The organism is Actinomadura rugatobispora (assembly GCF_042656285.1).
In the GTDB taxonomy this organism is placed as follows: Bacteria; Actinomycetota; Actinomycetes; order Streptosporangiales; family Streptosporangiaceae; genus Spirillospora; species Spirillospora rugatobispora.
In genome coordinates this window covers 1-15836 of the sequence record NZ_JBHSON010000031.1, presented here as the reverse complement: position 1 = coordinate 15836, position 15836 = coordinate 1, and the positions used below count along the sequence as shown (strand labels likewise).

General features: G+C 70.9%; 16 protein-coding genes, 2 tRNA genes and 1 pseudogene. 3 read left to right on the top strand and 16 right to left on the bottom strand.

Annotated features, from left to right (window positions below; all coding sequences use genetic code 11):
* Positions 1-68 precede the first annotated feature (68 nt).
* From ACFPZN_RS22245 to ACFPZN_RS22225, 5 genes are all read right to left on the bottom strand, one after another.
* On the bottom strand, positions 69-689 hold the full coding sequence (locus ACFPZN_RS22245) for a nitrile hydratase subunit alpha (protein WP_378284007.1): 621 nt from the start codon (positions 687-689) through the stop codon (positions 69-71).
* On the bottom strand, positions 676-957 hold the full coding sequence (locus ACFPZN_RS22240; RefSeq protein ID WP_378284006.1) for an SH3-like domain-containing protein: 282 nt from the start codon (positions 955-957) through the stop codon (positions 676-678). The genes ACFPZN_RS22245 and ACFPZN_RS22240 overlap by 14 nt, the downstream gene beginning before the upstream one ends.
* Complete coding sequence (locus ACFPZN_RS22235) at positions 950-1213, bottom strand: hypothetical protein (RefSeq protein WP_378284005.1); 264 nt, start codon at positions 1211-1213, stop codon at positions 950-952. The genes ACFPZN_RS22240 and ACFPZN_RS22235 overlap by 8 nt, the downstream gene beginning before the upstream one ends.
* Positions 1214-1255: 42 nt before the next feature.
* Complete coding sequence (locus tag ACFPZN_RS22230; RefSeq protein ID WP_378284004.1) at positions 1256-2230, bottom strand: glycerophosphodiester phosphodiesterase; 975 nt, start codon at positions 2228-2230, stop codon at positions 1256-1258.
* 374 nt (positions 2231-2604) lie between these two features.
* Positions 2605-4815 (bottom strand): adenylate/guanylate cyclase domain-containing protein, encoded by a 2211-nt coding sequence (locus ACFPZN_RS22225; RefSeq protein WP_378284003.1) that lies wholly within the window; start codon positions 4813-4815, stop codon positions 2605-2607.
* Between the two features lie 578 nt (positions 4816-5393).
* Between ACFPZN_RS22225 and abc-f the strand changes: the two genes are divergently transcribed.
* Positions 5394-7010, top strand: coding sequence for a ribosomal protection-like ABC-F family protein (gene abc-f, locus ACFPZN_RS22220; RefSeq protein WP_378284002.1), 1617 nt, complete (start codon positions 5394-5396; stop codon positions 7008-7010).
* Positions 7011-7053: 43 nt separating this feature from the next.
* Here abc-f and ACFPZN_RS22215 read toward each other — a convergent pair whose 3' ends face one another.
* Positions 7054-8442, bottom strand: coding sequence for an amino acid permease (locus ACFPZN_RS22215; RefSeq protein WP_378284001.1), 1389 nt, complete (start codon positions 8440-8442; stop codon positions 7054-7056).
* 186 nt (positions 8443-8628) lie between these two features.
* Here ACFPZN_RS22215 and ACFPZN_RS22210 point away from each other — a divergent pair.
* Both ACFPZN_RS22210 and ACFPZN_RS22205 read left to right on the top strand, forming a co-directional pair.
* Positions 8629-8703: transfer RNA gene (locus tag ACFPZN_RS22210), tRNA-Asp, on the top strand.
* 23 nt (positions 8704-8726) lie between these two features.
* A tRNA-Phe gene (locus tag ACFPZN_RS22205) sits at positions 8727-8800 on the top strand.
* A 76-nt stretch (positions 8801-8876) separates the two neighbouring features.
* Here ACFPZN_RS22205 and ACFPZN_RS22200 read toward each other — a convergent pair.
* The 10 genes and pseudogenes from ACFPZN_RS22200 to ACFPZN_RS22155 all read right to left on the bottom strand — a co-directional run bounded on the left by ACFPZN_RS22200 (position 8877) and on the right by ACFPZN_RS22155 (position 15586).
* The gene (locus ACFPZN_RS22200; RefSeq protein WP_378284000.1) at positions 8877-10241 is read right to left on the bottom strand and encodes a tyrosine-type recombinase/integrase; all 1365 of its coding nucleotides are present in this window, start codon (positions 10239-10241) and stop codon (positions 8877-8879) included.
* On the bottom strand, positions 10241-10420 hold the full coding sequence (locus tag ACFPZN_RS22195; RefSeq protein ID WP_378283998.1) for a helix-turn-helix domain-containing protein: 180 nt from the start codon (positions 10418-10420) through the stop codon (positions 10241-10243). Before ACFPZN_RS22195 ends, ACFPZN_RS22200 begins: the two co-directional genes overlap by 1 nt.
* Positions 10417-11850, bottom strand: coding sequence for a replication initiator (locus ACFPZN_RS22190; RefSeq protein WP_378283997.1), 1434 nt, complete (start codon positions 11848-11850; stop codon positions 10417-10419). The genes ACFPZN_RS22195 and ACFPZN_RS22190 overlap by 4 nt, the downstream gene beginning before the upstream one ends.
* Before the next feature lie 99 nt (positions 11851-11949).
* On the bottom strand, positions 11950-12105 hold the full coding sequence (locus ACFPZN_RS22185; RefSeq protein WP_378283996.1) for a hypothetical protein: 156 nt from the start codon (positions 12103-12105) through the stop codon (positions 11950-11952).
* A gap of 14 nt (positions 12106-12119) precedes the next feature.
* A complete protein-coding gene (locus tag ACFPZN_RS22180; protein WP_378283995.1) occupies positions 12120-12272 on the bottom strand; it encodes a hypothetical protein in 153 nt (50 codons plus the stop codon).
* A complete protein-coding gene (locus tag ACFPZN_RS22175; RefSeq protein ID WP_378283994.1) occupies positions 12272-12712 on the bottom strand; it encodes a hypothetical protein in 441 nt (146 codons plus the stop codon). The genes ACFPZN_RS22180 and ACFPZN_RS22175 overlap by 1 nt, the downstream gene beginning before the upstream one ends.
* 19 nt (positions 12713-12731) lie before the next feature.
* Positions 12732-13494 (bottom strand): annotated as a pseudogene (locus tag ACFPZN_RS22170) (DUF2637 domain-containing protein).
* Positions 13491-13769 (bottom strand): hypothetical protein, encoded by a 279-nt coding sequence (locus tag ACFPZN_RS22165; RefSeq protein ID WP_378283993.1) that lies wholly within the window; start codon positions 13767-13769, stop codon positions 13491-13493. Before ACFPZN_RS22165 ends, ACFPZN_RS22170 begins: the two are co-directional and overlap by 4 nt.
* A 98-nt stretch (positions 13770-13867) precedes the next feature.
* The gene (locus ACFPZN_RS22160; protein ID WP_378283992.1) at positions 13868-15226 is read right to left on the bottom strand and encodes an FtsK/SpoIIIE domain-containing protein; all 1359 of its coding nucleotides are present in this window, start codon (positions 15224-15226) and stop codon (positions 13868-13870) included.
* A gap of 9 nt (positions 15227-15235) precedes the next feature.
* A complete protein-coding gene (locus ACFPZN_RS22155) occupies positions 15236-15586 on the bottom strand; it encodes an SCO3933 family regulatory protein (protein WP_464043948.1) in 351 nt (116 codons plus the stop codon).
* Positions 15587-15836: the final 250 nt, after the last annotated feature.

Below are 15836 nucleotides of genomic sequence, written 5' to 3'. Positions count from 1 at the left end.
CTCCCTGGACGGGCGACGGTCGGCTAAGAGACAACAAAGATCTCACCGAAGGCACCCGCCGGGGCCGATCAGACGGCGGCGGTGCCGATCAGGCCCTCCCTGGTGACAAGGGCGACCAGCTCGTCCCCGGTCAGGTCCCCGGTGCCGGACGGGCGGCGCGGCAGCACCATGTAGCGCGCCTCGGAGCTGGAGTCCCACACGGCGATCTCCACCTCGGCGGGCAGGGTCAGCCCGAACTCGGCGAGCACGGCCCGCGGCTCCCGTACCGTCCGGGCCCGGTAGGCGTGGCTCTTGTACCAGGACGGGGACGGGCCCAGCAGCGACAGCGGGTAGCAGGAGCAGAGCGTGCAGACGATCACGTTGTGGACGCCCTCGGTGTTCGCGACGACCTGGAGCCGGTAGCCCTCCCGCGCGGGGTCGCCGGGGCTCAGTCCGAGCTCGGCCACGGCGGCGTTGCCGTCGGCTAGGAGCCGTTCACGGAAACCGGGGTCGGTCCAGGCCCGCGCCACCAGCCGCGCCCCGTTCACCGGCGAGGCGCGGCGCAGGAACTCGCCGATGAACGCGTCAAGGTTCTCGTCGGTGGTGAGCCCGGCGGCGATCACGCGCTCCTCCAGCCGCCGCACCCGTGCGGCCACCGGCAGGTCCTCGTGCTCCGCCGTCTCGGCGTGGTGGTGGTCAGCAGCGCTCAAGGTAGGACTCCCACAGGTCAACGGCCACGGTGTGCCCGCCCTCGCCGCCCCACAGGTCGCGGGCGTCGAACCGCACGACGTACACGGTCTCCACGCGCGGCGGGTCGATGCCGCGCGCCCCGTCGTCCGGCAGCGGCCACGCACCGTGCGACAGGACGATCTCGCCGGCCTGCCCGCGCACGTAGCGGGGCGCCCGGGTGTGGTGGACGGGGTCGCCCGGCCTTACCCGCACCCGGTCTCCCACGGCGAACGCGGACGCCTCAGACAAGGCCCTTCGCCTCCAGCAGCCCTTCCATGGCGTGGAGCCACCGTTCGTAGTACGACGACCGGAGATAGGTCTCCGGCGGCAGGCTCTCGATGGCGTCGCGGAACTCGTCCATGGTGAACACGCCGACGCGCAGCAGCACGGCGCTGACGGCGAACACCCGCGCCTCCCAGTCGGCGTGGAACGGCGGCTCGTCGCCGACCACGACCGGCACGGGACCGAATCCGAGCTGGCCGCCCATGTCGTGCACTCGGCTCATGCTCTGACGCTAACCGAAAGGAGGGCGCGGCGCTCGGACCCGCTACCCGGCGGCCTGGCGGGAGCGGCGCTCCTTCCGCACGCTTTCGAGCACCTTGGGCTTGTTGGTGAAAATGCCGTCCACGCCCAGGCGGATGGCACGGCGCATCCGGGCCTTGTCGTTGACCGTCCAGGTGAGGACGTCCATCTTCAGCTTGTGCACGCGTTTGACGTACGCGGCGGTCAGTCCGCGCTGCGGCGGGTTGATCTGGTCGGCGAACTTGGCCAGCCCTCGCAACCGGCTCGTGGCCGGCTTCCCGAGCAGCCCGATCGGAACGCGCGGCATGGCCTTGTGGAAGCGCCGCATCGAATTCCAGTCGAACGACTGGACGGCCAGCCGCCGCTCCGCCGGATCGCGCCGCAGCCAGGACGGGTGCCGCCGCAGTTCGGCCGCGACGCGGCGCTCGATGCCCGGGTACCCTCCCGGCCGCTTGATCTCGATCAGCATGCCGACCCCGCTGCCGCCCATCGCGCGCAGCGACTCGCTCAGCGTGGGCACGCGCGTGCGCTTGTACTTCTTGCCGAACCACGAACCCGCGTCCAGCCTGCGGATCTCCTTGAGGGTGAACGAGGAGACGCGGTACGGCTTGCGGCGCGGGAAGACCGACTCCACGTTGGTGGTACGCGCGAGCGTGGTGTCGTGCATGAGGATCAGCTTGCGGTCCTTGGTCTGCTGCACGTCCACCTCGACGACGTCGGCGCGCTGGGACCTGGCCGCCCGGAGCGCCGGAAGCGTGTTCTCCGGCGCGTACGCCGACGCGCCCCGATGGGCGATGTTGGCGAGACGGGCCCGCGCGGCGGTGCGCTGCGCGGCCGGGAGCGCGACGTTCGCGGCCGACGAAGCCGCGGGCATTGCGGGCCCCGGGGCGGGCGTCCGCTGCGTCCGGCCGGCGGCGACGGTGGCGGACGGGGGCGCGGCGGCGGCCAGCGACGTCCCGGCCATGATCGCGGCGAACGAGAAACCGAGCCGTCGGAACATTCGTCACCTCTCGGACTAGGAGCTCTCGCTCCCACCGTCAAGGCGCCGGATGACTTCAGAGTAACGACCTGGTAGCAGATAGTGTCTACCGTATGACCTTCTGTGTCCCGTTTCGCCCGGAGACTCGCTGTAACGCTACTGCTGCGCCTCTTTGCGCGTAACGTGCTTAGTTTCCGCAATATCCGATTCAGCGGGCGTCGGAACGCCGTTCGGCCGCCCCTCCACGGGCTAAGACACAGCCCCGCCCCCCGCCCTCCACAGGCCCCGCGCCTTCCGCGCCACCCGCCCTCGCCGCACGTCCCGCCGCGCCCGCAGAGCCCGTGCTCCTCGCATCCCGCACGCGGGAAGCGGGGCCTGCGTCGCTCGCGGGCTCCTCAGTCTCCGCGGCGCGCACTCTCCGCACGGCCCGCGGTCTCCGTACCACCCGCGTTCTCGGCAGGGCCCGCCGCGTCCGCAGAACCCGCGCTCTTCGCGTCCCGCACGCTTGACGCAGGGCCCACCGCGTCCGCAGGGGCCGCGGTTTCCGCGGCGGACGCACTCTCCGCAGGGCCCGCCGCGTCCGCAGGGGCTGCGGTTTTAGCGGCGCGCGCGTTCTGCGCAGGGCCCGCGGCGCCCGCGAGATCTGCGGGGACGGCGGGATCCTCAGTCTCCGCAGCGCCCGCAGGATCAGTGGGAGCCGCAGGATCCCCGGGACCGGCCGAATCGGACGGATCGGCCGGACGCGAGGCGGGTGTGGGCTTTGACGGGCGGATGACGCGGGCCAGCGACACCGTCATCGTGAGCGGGATCGGAATCGACGGCCGCAGCGGGATCCGCCGCGGCCGGCGGAAACGCGGCGGGAGCGGCGGGCGGGGCAGGCGCAGGCGGCGGGCGGCCGAGACGGCGGCCTCGGACATACCCGCCACCGCCGTCGGCGCCGGGACCGGCGGCTCGACGGGATCGGCGACGGCGGCCGGACGCGGCGTCACCAGCCGGGTCTGGCGGCGCCGCCCGCGCAGCGTAACGGGACGCCCGGCCTCCCACTCCGAGGACTCCCGCGGGTCCGCCAGGTCGTAGACGGTCCCGGAGGCCAGCACGCGGCCGGGCGAGACCTTCGCCAGGTCGCTCAGCCGGGCCGCCTCGTTCACCGGATCGCCGATGACGGTGTACTCGAACCGCTTCTCGGCTCCGATGTAGCCGGCGACCACGGGCCCGGCCGAGACGCCGATGCCCGCGTCCAACTGCGGTACCTCGGTGCGCAGCCGCACCGCCAGTTCGCGCGCGGCGCCCAGCGCGGCCCCGCCGGCGTCCTCGATCTCGGTGGGCGCCCCGAAGATCGCCAGCGCGGCGTCGCCCTCGAACTTGTTGATCCAGCCGCCGTGCGCGCCCACCACGTTCACCACGACGCCAAAGAACCGGTTGAGCAGCCCCACCACCTCGTCGGGCGAGCGGGTCTCGGCGAGCCGGGTGGAGCCGGTGAGGTCGACGAACAGCACGGCCACCTCGCGGGTCTCGCCGCCGAGCTCGATGTCCTCGCGCTCCAGGGCCAGCCCCGCGACCTCCTCGCCGACATGCCGGCCGAACAGGTCGCGCAGCCGTTCGTGCTCGCGCAGCCCGGCCACCATGTGGTTGAAGCCGACCTGGAGGCGGCCCACCTCGCTGGCGTCGTACACGGGCACCTCGGCGCCCAGGTCGCCGCGCTCGACGCGGGCCATGCCGGTGCGCACCGACTTGATCGGGTCGGCGATCGCCCGGGTGCCGATGTACGTCACGTACATCCCGACGAGCAGCGCGACGCCGCCCAGCCCGAGGACCGTGATCGCCAGCTGGGTGGTGGCGATGCCGGGGGCCGCCAGCGCCGCGATCGCCACGCAGATCATCCCGAACACGGGGATGGCGGTGCCGAGCGCCCAGGACAGCATCACCCGGGTCGTGACGCCCGGCAGCGCGATCCGCTCCGACAGCCCGCGCGGCTGCCCGTCCGCGCCGGCGGCGGCCGCGGCGGCGGGACGCCAGCGGTTCTCCGCCTCCTGCCGCTCGCTGGCCAGCACCAGCGCCGCCGCGGGACGCAGCAGCCGTTCCGACAGCAGGTAGACGATCGTGCACGTGGTCATCGCGCCGAGCAGGCAGGTCAGCCCGGTCTTCACCGCCAGCCGCGCGGTGAAGAGCGCCAGGTCGAGCACCGCCCAGCCGAACGCGCCGACCACCCACAGCGCGCCGACCAGCAGTGTGAGCCGGAACGGTCCCAGCAGCACGGCACGGCGTTGCGCCTGGTCGGGGATGCCGCCCTCGCGGACGAGCCGTACCACCGGGCGCCACAGGTACAGCCCGAGGACCAGCGCGCCCGGCCCCGCGACCACCGGATAGCTGAAGAACGCGACCGTGTTGACCAGCCGCACGTGGTCGACGTCCGCCAGCGGCGGGTCCGGGACGACGAAGATGGCGAACAGCAGCACCACCACCGCGCCGCCCGCGTTGGCGACCACGACCACGACCAGGAGCACCCAGCGGACCCGCAGCTCCAGCATCGTGCGGGGCAGGCCCGGATAGTGGGGCAGGCTGTCCAGCCGGGCGCCGAGACTGCGCGCCACCGCTCTGCCGGTCACATGCGCCTCCAGCCCTCTGGGGGTCTGCGGCTGGCTCCAGGACTTCGCAACCCGCGTCTACGGCCGCCATTGCCGAGACGGTCCCAACTTTAGAACGCGTCGTCCGCCGGCGCCCAGGGGGACACACCGTACTATGACGGTCACCACAAGCACGGGGCCATCACCGTCCGGTAACATGAGGCGCATGGGAACACCCAAGATGAACCCCACCGGCCGGCTGCGCGCTCTCTGATCTCCCGCGCGATCACGGCACCCGGCTGAGTCCGCGGACCTCGCGTCCCGCGCCACGTACCCGACCGGCAGGCCAGAGCCGTTCCGCAGGAGATGCCGCACCCCGTCGTTCCCCAGGTTCGGAACGACCTCTCACGTCTTCGACGACGTCCTCGGGCGCGGCCTTGCAGAGAACCGCTTCTTCCCGCTCGCCGCCGGGTTCACGTTGTTCCCTTCCTCTCCACGGCCGTTCGAACACGGGCACAGCACCGCACGCAAGCCTTCGTTCCGTACGCGCGCAGGGGGCGAACCGGCTCAGCCGCGCCCCGGTGAGCGGACCCGTTCCGCACCCACCAGGAGACGCATCCATGAACCGCCGCCATCCGCATACGGCAACCTCACAGCTCACCGTCAAGGACGTCGCCAAGTCCTATGACGGCCGCGTCGTGCTCGACGACGTCTCGTTCACCGTCCGGGCCGGCGAGAAGATCGGCGTCATCGGCGAGAACGGCTCGGGCAAGTCCACGCTGCTCCGCATCATCGCCGGTACGGAACGCCCCGACGCGGGCGCCGTCACCGTCGTCGCGGACGGCGGAACCGGGCACCTCGGCCAGACCCTCGGCCTCGCGCCCGACCTCACCGTGGCCGACGCCATCGACCACGCCCTCGCCGACCTGCGCGACATGGAACGCCGCATGCGCGAGGCGGAAAAGGGCCTCGCCGACGCCACGCCCGACGAACTCGCCGCGTACGGCGATCTGCTCAGCGCGTACGAGGCCCGCGGCGGTTACGAGGCCGACGCCCGCGTCGACGCAGCGATGAACGCCCTCGGCCTGGCGCACATCACCCGCTCCAGGACGCTCGGCACGCTCTCAGGCGGAGAACAGTCACGCCTGGGCCTGGCCTGCGTACTGGCCGCCTCCCCTGAACTGCTCCTCCTGGACGAGCCCACCAACCACCTGGACGACCAAGCAGTGTCCTGGCTCGAAGCACGGTTGAGGGAGCACCACGGCACGGTCGTGACCGTGACCCACGACCGGGCGTTCCTCGAAGGGTTCGCCACCGCCATCCTCGAAGTCGACCGGGACCTCCATACGGTCACCCGCTACGGCGACGGCTGGGACGGCTACCTCGCCGCCAAGGCCGCCGCCCGCCGCCGCTGGGAACAGGAGTACGCCGAATGGGTCGACGAGGTCGCCCGCCAGACCGACCTGGCCGAGACGAACGCGGTGCGGCTCGCCAACGTCCGGCCCACCGCGCGCGAGGACCGCGCACGCAGCCATCGCCGCTCCCACGAAGGCGGCATCTCGGCCCAGGTCCGCAACGCCCGTGAACGCCTCCAGCGGCTCCACGAGAACCCGGTGCCGCGCCCACCCGACCCGCTGCGCTTCAACGCCCGCTTCCACGGAAAGGGACGCACCGCCGAACTCACCGACGTACGCGTCGCCGGCCGCCTGCACATCAACACATTCACACTGCACCCGGGCGAACGCATGCTGCTCACCGGCCCGAACGGCGCCGGCAAGACCACCTTCCTGCGCGTCCTCGCCGGAGACCTGGCCCAGGACCACGGCAAGGTGAAGCGTCCGGGACGCATCGGCTACCTCCGCCAGGAACTGCCGGCCGAACACTCGCGCCGCACCGTCCTGACCGTCTTCGCCGAAGGTCTCCCCGGACCGTCCGACGACCACGCGACCGCCCTGCTCGACCTCGGCCTCTTCCGGGAGGAGGACCTGTCCAAGCCCGCCGCGGCCCTCTCCATCGGCCAGCGCCGCCGCCTGGAGATAGCCCGGCTCGTCACCCGTCCCGCCGACCTGCTGATCCTGGACGAACCCACCAACCACCTCTCCCTCGCCCTCATCGAGGAACTGGAAGAGGCCCTGGCCGCGTACAAGGGCTCGCTCCTGGTCGTCTCACACGACCGCCGCTTCCGCAGCACCTTCGACGGCATCCGCGCCGAACTCGTCAACGGCCGCCTCGCCTGACCCGAAGGCCTCCCCGGGCGGAAACGCCCGGGGAGACCCCGGCTCAAGCCACCACCGTCTCCTTCTCGGCACCGCGCCCGGCACTGGACCCGCGCCGCACCAGCGGCCACGCGACCGCGACCAGCACCAGCCACCCGGCCATCACGTACAACGCCACCCGCGTGTCCGCCTCCCAGGCGATCAGCACGGTCACGAGCACGAAGAACGCCAGCACCGCCCAGCTGCTGTAGGGAGCCCACGGCATCCGGTACTCCGACCCGGGCACCAGCCCCGCGCGCACCCGCCGCCGGTACACCAGGTGCGACACGACGATCACCGCCCACACCATGATCGCGCCACCGGTGGAGACCGAGGTGATGTACTCGAACGCCTTGTCCGGCACGACCGCGTTCACCACCACGCCGATGCCCATCACCACCGCCGAGATCACCACCGTCAGCACGGGCACGCCGCGGCCGTTGAGCCGGGCCAGCACCTTCGGCCCGTCCCCGTTGGCCCCGGCCGTCCGCAGCATCCGGGACGTGGAGTACAGCCCGCCGGCGTTGCACGACGACAGCGCCGCCGTCAGCACCACGAAGTTCACGATCCCGGCCGCCGCCGGAATACCGATCTTGGTGAACGCCAGCACGAACGGGCTGGTGCCCTCCTCGAACTCCGTCCAGCTGATCACCGACAGGATCACCAGCAGCGACCCCAGGTAGAACAGCGCGAACCGGATGGGCAGCGCGTTGATCGCCTTCGGGATGTTCTTCTCCGGATCCTTCGCCTCGCCCGCGGTCACCCCGACCAACTCCACGCCCAGATAGGCGAACATCACCATCTGCAACGTCATCAGCGTCGCCCCGAACCCCTCGGGGAACACGCCGCCGTGCGACCACAGGTTCGTCACCGACGCGGTCTTCCCCGCGTCACTGAACCCGATCACCAGCACCCCGAGCCCCACAACGATCATCCCGACGATCGCCGCGACCTTGACCATCGCGAACCAGAACTCCAGCTCGCCGAAGATCTTCACCGAGATCAGATTGACCACGAACAGCACGACCAGCGCGATCAGCGCCGTCTTCCACTGGTCGAACTCCGGCCACCAGTACCGCACGTACTCCCCGGCGGCGGTCAGCTCCGCCATCCCGGTCGTCACCCAGATGATCCAGTACGTCCAGGCGGTCGCGTACCCCCAGAACGGCCCCATGAACTCCCGCGCGTAGTCCGCGAAGCCCCCGTCCGCCCGCCGGTACATCAGCAGCTCACCGAGCGCCCGCATCACGAAGAACAGCGCCAGCCCCGCCACCGCGTACATCAGGATCAGGCTCGGCCCCGCCTTGGCGATGTTCTTCCCGGCCCCGAGGAACAGCCCGGTCCCGATCGTCCCGCCGATCGCCAGCATCTGGATCTGCCGGGTCCCGAGCCCTCTCTCGTACCCCTCCGCCATCAGGCCCCTCTCTTCACCAAAGCACCAGGAGTGACACCCCTGCTACCGCCCCACCATCCCCACAGGGGGTATCCCTAATCGAGTTGGCGTCCCCTCCGCCCATCACGTATGCTTCCGGAGGTCGCCGAGAAACGGGCCAGCCCCGGTCGGAGACCCCCTCCAGATCCGCTAGGCTCTGGACAGCAAGGTCCTGTGGAGCAGTTAGGAGTGCTCGCCACCCTGTCAAGGTGGAGGCCGCGGGTTCAAATCCCGTCAGGACCGCAAGACGTGCGGATGCGCGTCATGGGCAGGTAGCTCAGTCGGTACGAGCGTCCGCCTGAAAAGCGGAAGGTCGGCGGTTCGACCCCGCCCCTGCCCACACTTCTGACCAGCCAAAAGGCCCGGACCGTGATCGGTTCCGGGCCTTTTTGACGGCAACCCTGACGGCAACGTCCTCAGCCGAGCGCATCCCCCAGCATCCGAAGAGCCACCCGCTTGTCGTCCAGCGAGGTGTGAGCGTAGATCGTCATGGTCACCTCAATGTCACTGTGACCAACGATCTCCCGGACGACGTTCGGCGCGATGCCCAGGTGCAGCAGCAGCGAGACGCAGGTGTGCCGCATGTCGTGAAACCGGACCCCGTCCAGCCCGGCCGCAGCGCGGACGCGCCCCCAGCTTCGGCGAAGGTTGTCCGGCTCCATGGGCGTCCCCCGCCGGGACGGGAAGACCAACCCGTGATCTTCCCAGTCGTCCCAGGCGTCGGCCCGTTCGGTTGCCTGCCGCACCTTGTGCTCGCACAGGGCCGTGATGCAGTTCGGAGGCAGCGGGATGGTCCGCTCCGAGTCGTCGGTCTTGGGGCGGACGAAGCGCAGCGCTCCCCTGACCCGTTGGAGCGTCTGTACGACTTCCAGCGTGGCGCTCTCCACCCCGCTACCGGCGCAGGTCTGGCACTCCTCACCGTCGATCTCCCCGCCTTCCCCAGCACAAGCGCGGCATCCGACGAGGGTGACGTCCTCCCAGCGCAGGCCGAGCAGTTCCCCGCGCCGCAGGCCGAGGCATAGCGCCAGGACGTACAGCGCGCTGAGCCGTTCGCCGGCGGCGGCCTTGAGGACGTCGCGCGCCTGGTCGACCGTGAGTCCCCGATTGACCTTGTACTTGGGCGTCGTGACCTTGACCAGCTTGGCCACGTTGCGCGGGATGACCTCCTCCCGGACGGCCGATTCCAGGGCGTTCCGCAGTACGGCATGGATCGACTGGACCATACGAACCGAGGGGTGAGATTCGCAGCACTCCCCACCCTTGAGAGCGCAGCAGCGCGGTACGTCGCGCGCAGCGTCCACCCCGTGCTTGCAGCAGAGGCACTGTGCCCGCACGCGGTTGATGAAGGACCGCACATCCCGCACGGCGAGCTTGCCGAGGCGCTTCTTACCCAGCTCAGGAACCAGGTAGAGCCGGATCACGCTCTCGTACCCCTGGACAGTCCTGGGCTTGCGTTCCGGCTGGACGACGTGTTCCAGCCAGTACGTGAGGTACTGCGCCACTGTCCAACTCTCGGCCGCTACGGGGATGCCCTGGTCAGCCTGTTCCAGGACCTTGGTCAGCTTCCGCCGTACCTCGTCACGCGTCCGGCCGTAGAGACGCACCCGCTTGAAGGTTCCGGCGGTCGTCGGTACGAAGGCCGCTCCCTCGTATCGCCCGTCCTTCCGCTGGTAGATCGTCCCTTCCCCATTGGCACGCTTGCGCGAACGACCCTTGCGAGGCTTAAAGACCGGCGTCTCTTCCGGTTCATCCGGAACGGCGAGCAGGGTGGTGACGGCCATCAGGCAGCGACCTCCGTGAGCTGGTCGAGGTATTCAGCGAGAGCGTTGGCGGGGACGAGACGACGGCGACCGATCTTGATCGTCCGGAGCTGGTTGGAGCGGATGAGGTTGTAGAGGGTCCAGCGGCTGACGCGGAGCCGTTCGGCGGCTTCGTCGACGGTGAGGACCAGTTCGGTCAAGCTGTGCTCCCTTGTGCGGTGGCGGTGATGTTGAGCGGCGGTAGAGGTCTGCCGGTGAGTGCGGCGGTGAGGAGTACTTCGCCGGGGGTGAGGCCCTGGCCGAGGTAGCGCCAATGTGCGACAACGAGGACCTGGTCCTCGTCGGTGAGCGGCAACCGCCCCGTGGTGATTTCGTGTTGCTGCTGGTTGTGGGCGATCCGGGCCTCACGGAGGGCGCCGAGGGTGGTGGAGTAGGCGCGGGATTTGGTGGAGAAGTGGCCGCGGAAGCCGAGCATGTGTGCCCAGTCGGTCAGCCGTAGTTCGGCGAACTCGTCGAGGGCGCCCAGGCGGAGGCATTCGGCGATCAGCCGCCGGGCATGGCCCGTAACCGGCAACTCGTCGAGGTCATCGGTCGCCCGAACCCGCCGGTCAAGGGTGCCGACGCATTCGGCCGCCTTGGTGGCGTACTTGGCGATGTAGCCGGCCACCACCCGATCGGTGAGGTCTCCGGACGTGGTGATGGGGCGGATGTAGAGTTGTGTCCCCCACTCGTGCGTCTGGGCGGGGACGCCGTTGACCGCCGGGGAGGAGACCGCGACCGCCCCACGCGCATGCGTGACCGCAGCGGCCAGCACGTCATGTGTCGCCCAGGCGGGTGGGGCAGCATCGGGTCCGCCGGGTCCGCCGGGTCCGTCGAGGCGGATGACGGCGTGGAAGTGGACCAGGCCGCGCCGCTGGTATTCGGCGACCTTGGCGAAGGAGACGGTCAGTGCCTCGCGCAGTTCACCGATGCGCAGCCCGCCGGCTTTGGCGAGGTGGCGGCGCACGGCGAGGGTGAAGCGGCGCCACAGTTCGGGTGCGTGGGCGTTCCAGAGAACGGCGCCGGTGTAGTCGAAGCAGTCGGGGCAAAGCGGTTGCCCCAGCCGAGGGTCATCGGGGCTGTGTCGGACGGCGCACGACACCGGCCGACCGTGCGGACACGTCCCGCCGTTGCGTCGAGGACGACACGGCGCCGCCTTCCTGCCCTGCTCGCGGCGGGAGTGCACGGGTCCGAAGGACGGCGCGGTGAGGGTGACGAACGCCGCCGGATGAGAGGTGACCGAGACCGGTACGCCCTTCCCACCGATCAGCCCCGCCCGCACCAGTTGATAGGTGTCGGCGCGGTAGGTCTCGGCACACGCCGGGCATCGGGAGGCGCGGCGTGTCTTGCACGCCACCCGCAGCACGCCGCCCGGTTCGCGGGCCGTGGAGTAGCGGTGCAGGACTTCACCGGTCATCGGGTCGATGTGCTCGACGCGGCCCCGCAGGTGAACGGGTTGGGCGCACCCGCCGGTGGAGCGTGCTCGCTTGGCCCAGCGGGCGAAGTCGGGCCGGTTGTAGCGAGTAGCCATGTCGCGGGCGGCGACGCCGGTGATGTGGGGTGTGGTGACGGCCGGGGCGGCGTCGGGCACGATGGGCGGGTCTCCCGTTCGTCGTTGAGGCGGGCGAGGGGCGTGGCCCCCGGCGCGGTGTGCTTGCTTGGCGGCTGTGCTGCCGCGCCGGGGGCGTGGTCAGAGGGCGGTCACGAAGGCCGAGAGCGCATCGGCGAGCGCGGCCATGGCGCTGAAGACGGCGGTGAGTGAGTCGGCGGCGGTGGTCGGGTGCCGGAGTACGTACAGGGCCAGGACGATCCAGAGGGCGGCGAAGCCGCAGCGGCGCAGGAACATGGGCGGTTGTCCTTTCAGCAGTTGCCGAAGCCGTTGCAGTCGGGGCAGGTCTCGCCTTCGGAGGCGATGCCGCGTCCGCCGCAGGTGCCGCAGGCCCAGCGCCGCACGCACACCACCACGGGCGGGGAGTCCTCACGCTGGGGGTCGTCCGGGATGTGGTCGTCCATCAGGCGGCCTGCTCGCCATCGGCCGACTCGTCGGCGCCACCCGGGGCCCCGTTGGTGGTCTCGTCGGTGGGCGGGTCGAGGACGATGTTGCGTGCGTAGCTCCACCGGGCTTCGTGGAGTTCCTGGGCGCGCGGGGGGATGTGGACGGCCTGGTAGGTGATGCGGCCGAAGGAGCGGCTGGCCCGGTAGTGTCCGCCGCGGTCGGTGTCGTCGCAGACCTGGACGTCCAGGAGTGCGGCGACGTCGTCGATCAGGGCGCGGCCGTCCGCGTCGGTGTCGGTGCGGGTGTAGACCGCGTAGAACTCACCGAGCGAGGTCACCGGCACGGCCGGGTTGTCCTCTATGAAGTCGGCCAGGGCGCGCAGGCCGGTGATGGTCTGGTGGCGGGCGAACAGGTCACCGGGAACGATCGGGCGGGTCGGGTCGGTGGGGGCGGTCATGGTGGTCTCCCTCAATCGGTCAGGCGTGTTCGGTGCGGAGCTGGCGGAGGAGGTCGGAGGCGAGTTGGTTGGACACCCCCAGCCGGGCACGTAGCGCGTCACGGGTGATCGGGCGCCCGTGCGCGGTGTGGTGTTCGGCGGCGCACACGGCGGGCGAAGTCGACCAGCGGCGCCGGAGACGAGGACGAGGAGGTGTCGCCCTCGTCGGTGGGGACGGGAATCGTGGTCTGTCCGTCCTGGTCGCCCTCCTCGCCAGGACGAGCAGAGACATCGGCGGCCAACTCGGGACGGTTCTCGTCCTGGGGCAGGGGTGCCGGGGACGGGTCGGGACGGCCGAAGGACGGCGGCGCCGTCATCACCGCTGCGGCAGTCGAATGCGACTGTTCGTCGCCCTGGCCGGTCGCCCCGGTGGTACGGCGTTCGAGCATGGAGACCGCGACGAGGAAGGCGCCGGCGGGCGTCGCAGCGGTGATCCAGCCCCACGGGGACGGGTCGGCCTGCGCCAGGTTCGCGGCCAGGGACAGCAGGATGCCGCCGACCAGGACCACCGTCGGCCACGACAGCCGCCCGGTGTGCCGGTCGGTGCGCTTGTCGCGCTGCCGCTCACGGGCCGCCATCACGCACGTCAGATCGATGCACACCGCGATGGCCCAGGCCATCCAACCGCCCTGGCCATGTTCGGTGGCGGTGTCGCGGATGTGGGTGAACGACCCCGCCGCAGCGATCCCCGCCAGGATCAGGACGGGCCCGGAGTCGGCGACGGCGCCCAGGAGGCGGGTCATGCCGCCCGCCGGACGGTGATCTCGGCCAGCAGCGCGACCAGTTCAAGGTCACAGCGGTGCGTGTCGGCCCACTGGTCGACCTCGTCGGCGCGGGACGAGGCGAAGGAGTCGGCGCACATCTCGCACCGGGCGAGGTGCAGGGAGCGGAAGGCGTCCCAGCCCACGGCGACCGGCGGGACGGCGGGGGACGCCCAGGACGACCGGGGACGGGTTGCCGGGACGGGCAGGGACGCGGGGACGGGACGGGGACGAAGGGCGATCACTTGGGCAGCCATGGCTACTACCTCCGAGAGTGCGGTTTCGGGCATGGGTCGGGTAGGGACGTGGCGTGATCAGGGCTCACACCCAGCCGCAGGGAGGGGAGAAGCGGGGGTTACGCGGCCTCAGGCAGAGGCGGGCGCGTGGTGGGGACAGAGCCGATGACGATGTCCCAGGCAGGGGTCAGGTGGGCGTGGTCGCGGGCGGCCTGCTCTGCCGTCTCCTCGGAGAGGTAGACCGACCGGGCACGGTGCCAGGAACCGTCCTGACCGGCGACGACGGCCACGCCGGGAGTCTCGGCGGGGATGGCGCGAGCGGCGTCCAGGGCAGCGGGATCCATGTCGCCGAGCGTCATGTTCGCCGTCTCGGGGTCGTTGCCCCGGTGGCAGACCCGCCCGGACAACTGGGAGCGCAGCGCGGTGACGCCAGGCCCGAGGTCGGACCCGATCCGCTGGCCGCACACGATCAGGTGGACAGCGAACGCCCGGCCGAGCTGAGCCACCCGCAGTAGCGCTGTACCGGTCTTGGCCACCTCGTCCTTCTCGGCCTTGTCGGCCATGAGGAACAGTTCGGCGACCTCGTCGATCAGCACCACGATCGGCACCGGCCGCAGGCTCTCCGGCAGCCGCCACACGTTCCGGGCACCGTGCCGACGGCACACGGCCATGCGGGCCTCTACCTCGCCCACCAGGTCATCCAGTAGCCCCACACACTCCTTACGGGTCGTGGCCAGCGCCGACAGGCGGGGCGCGTAGGGGGTGAACTCCACACCGCCCTTAAGGTCGAACCCGACCAGCGCCACGGGCTGTGGCGCCAGGCCCGCGATGATCGCGTTCGCCAGGTTCGACTTGCCTGATTGGGTGGCGCCCGCGTTGAGCCAGTGCGGGACGGTGCGCAGGTCCATGACCCAGTCCTGGCCGTTCTCCAGCTTGCCCGGCCGCACCCGCAGCAGTTCACCTGTCGCCGGGGTCACGGTCACCTCGGTGAGCGGGTCGCGCATGGTTGCCCACAGCGTCACCAGACCCGGCCGCACGTCCACCACCCGCACCGAGTGCACCCGCCACGCGTGCGCGATCCCCTCCGCCGCACGCTCGTAGTCGGCCGGGACCTGGCCATCGTGCAGCCGCAGGCGAACTCGCCACCCTTGAGCGGTCGGCCGCAGCAGCCCCAGCCGCGGAGCGCGTTCGACGTCGACACGGCGCATGCGCCGCTTGTGCTCGACGATCCCGGCCGCGCCGCGTACCACCAGGCCCGCCGCGGGGACGGCGTCCAGGGTGAGGCGCCAGCGCTGGCGGTGCCGGGTCAGCTTGCAGCCGGAGGCGATGTGATGCCAGGTCAGGTAGACCAGCACCGCCCGCGCCGGGAACGCCACGCCGTACCAGAACGAGGCCGGGTGCCAGCGGCGCCAGGCCCAGAGCCCGGCCGCCGCAGCGGCCAGGACCCCGAGCACCATCAGCGAATCATTCACCGTCATTCCCCCGGCTCAAGCGGCGTCCGCAGTGGCGGGCGAGGGCACGGCCGCGGGGACGATGCGGTCGGCGCGGTAGGCGATGCCCCACCGCTTCTCACCGTTGCGGACCTGCTCCCACGGGAAGGCCACCAGGCCCACCGGGGAGACGATCTGGCCGAGGGTGACCTCCTGGTCGCCGGAAACCGAGATGTTCAGCAGTTCGACCCGGCCCATCGGGTCGGCCGCCGACAGACCCACGGTGAACACCGTCCGCCCGCTGCGGTCCACCTTCACCTCGCCCGTGTCCTGGTCCACCAGCTTCGGACGCGGCGGCGACACACACACGAATGTGAGAGCCGAGATGTCTACAGGGATGTTGCGCACGCGGATCCTCCTGCGGTCCGTCCTGTGAAGTACTTAGACAACATAGTCGACATAGACGGCCAAGCTGTCAAGGCAGCCTTGGCTTTCTTGGTCGGTCGGACTGTGCTGAACTGGAGTCCACAGCCATGAGGGAAGGCGGACGATGGTCAAGAGGACGGGACGCCCCGGATACCTCCAGATCGCCGATGACCTGCGAGCACAGGTCGCCGACGGTCGACTCAATCCGGGGGACGCGTTGCCGTCGACCGCG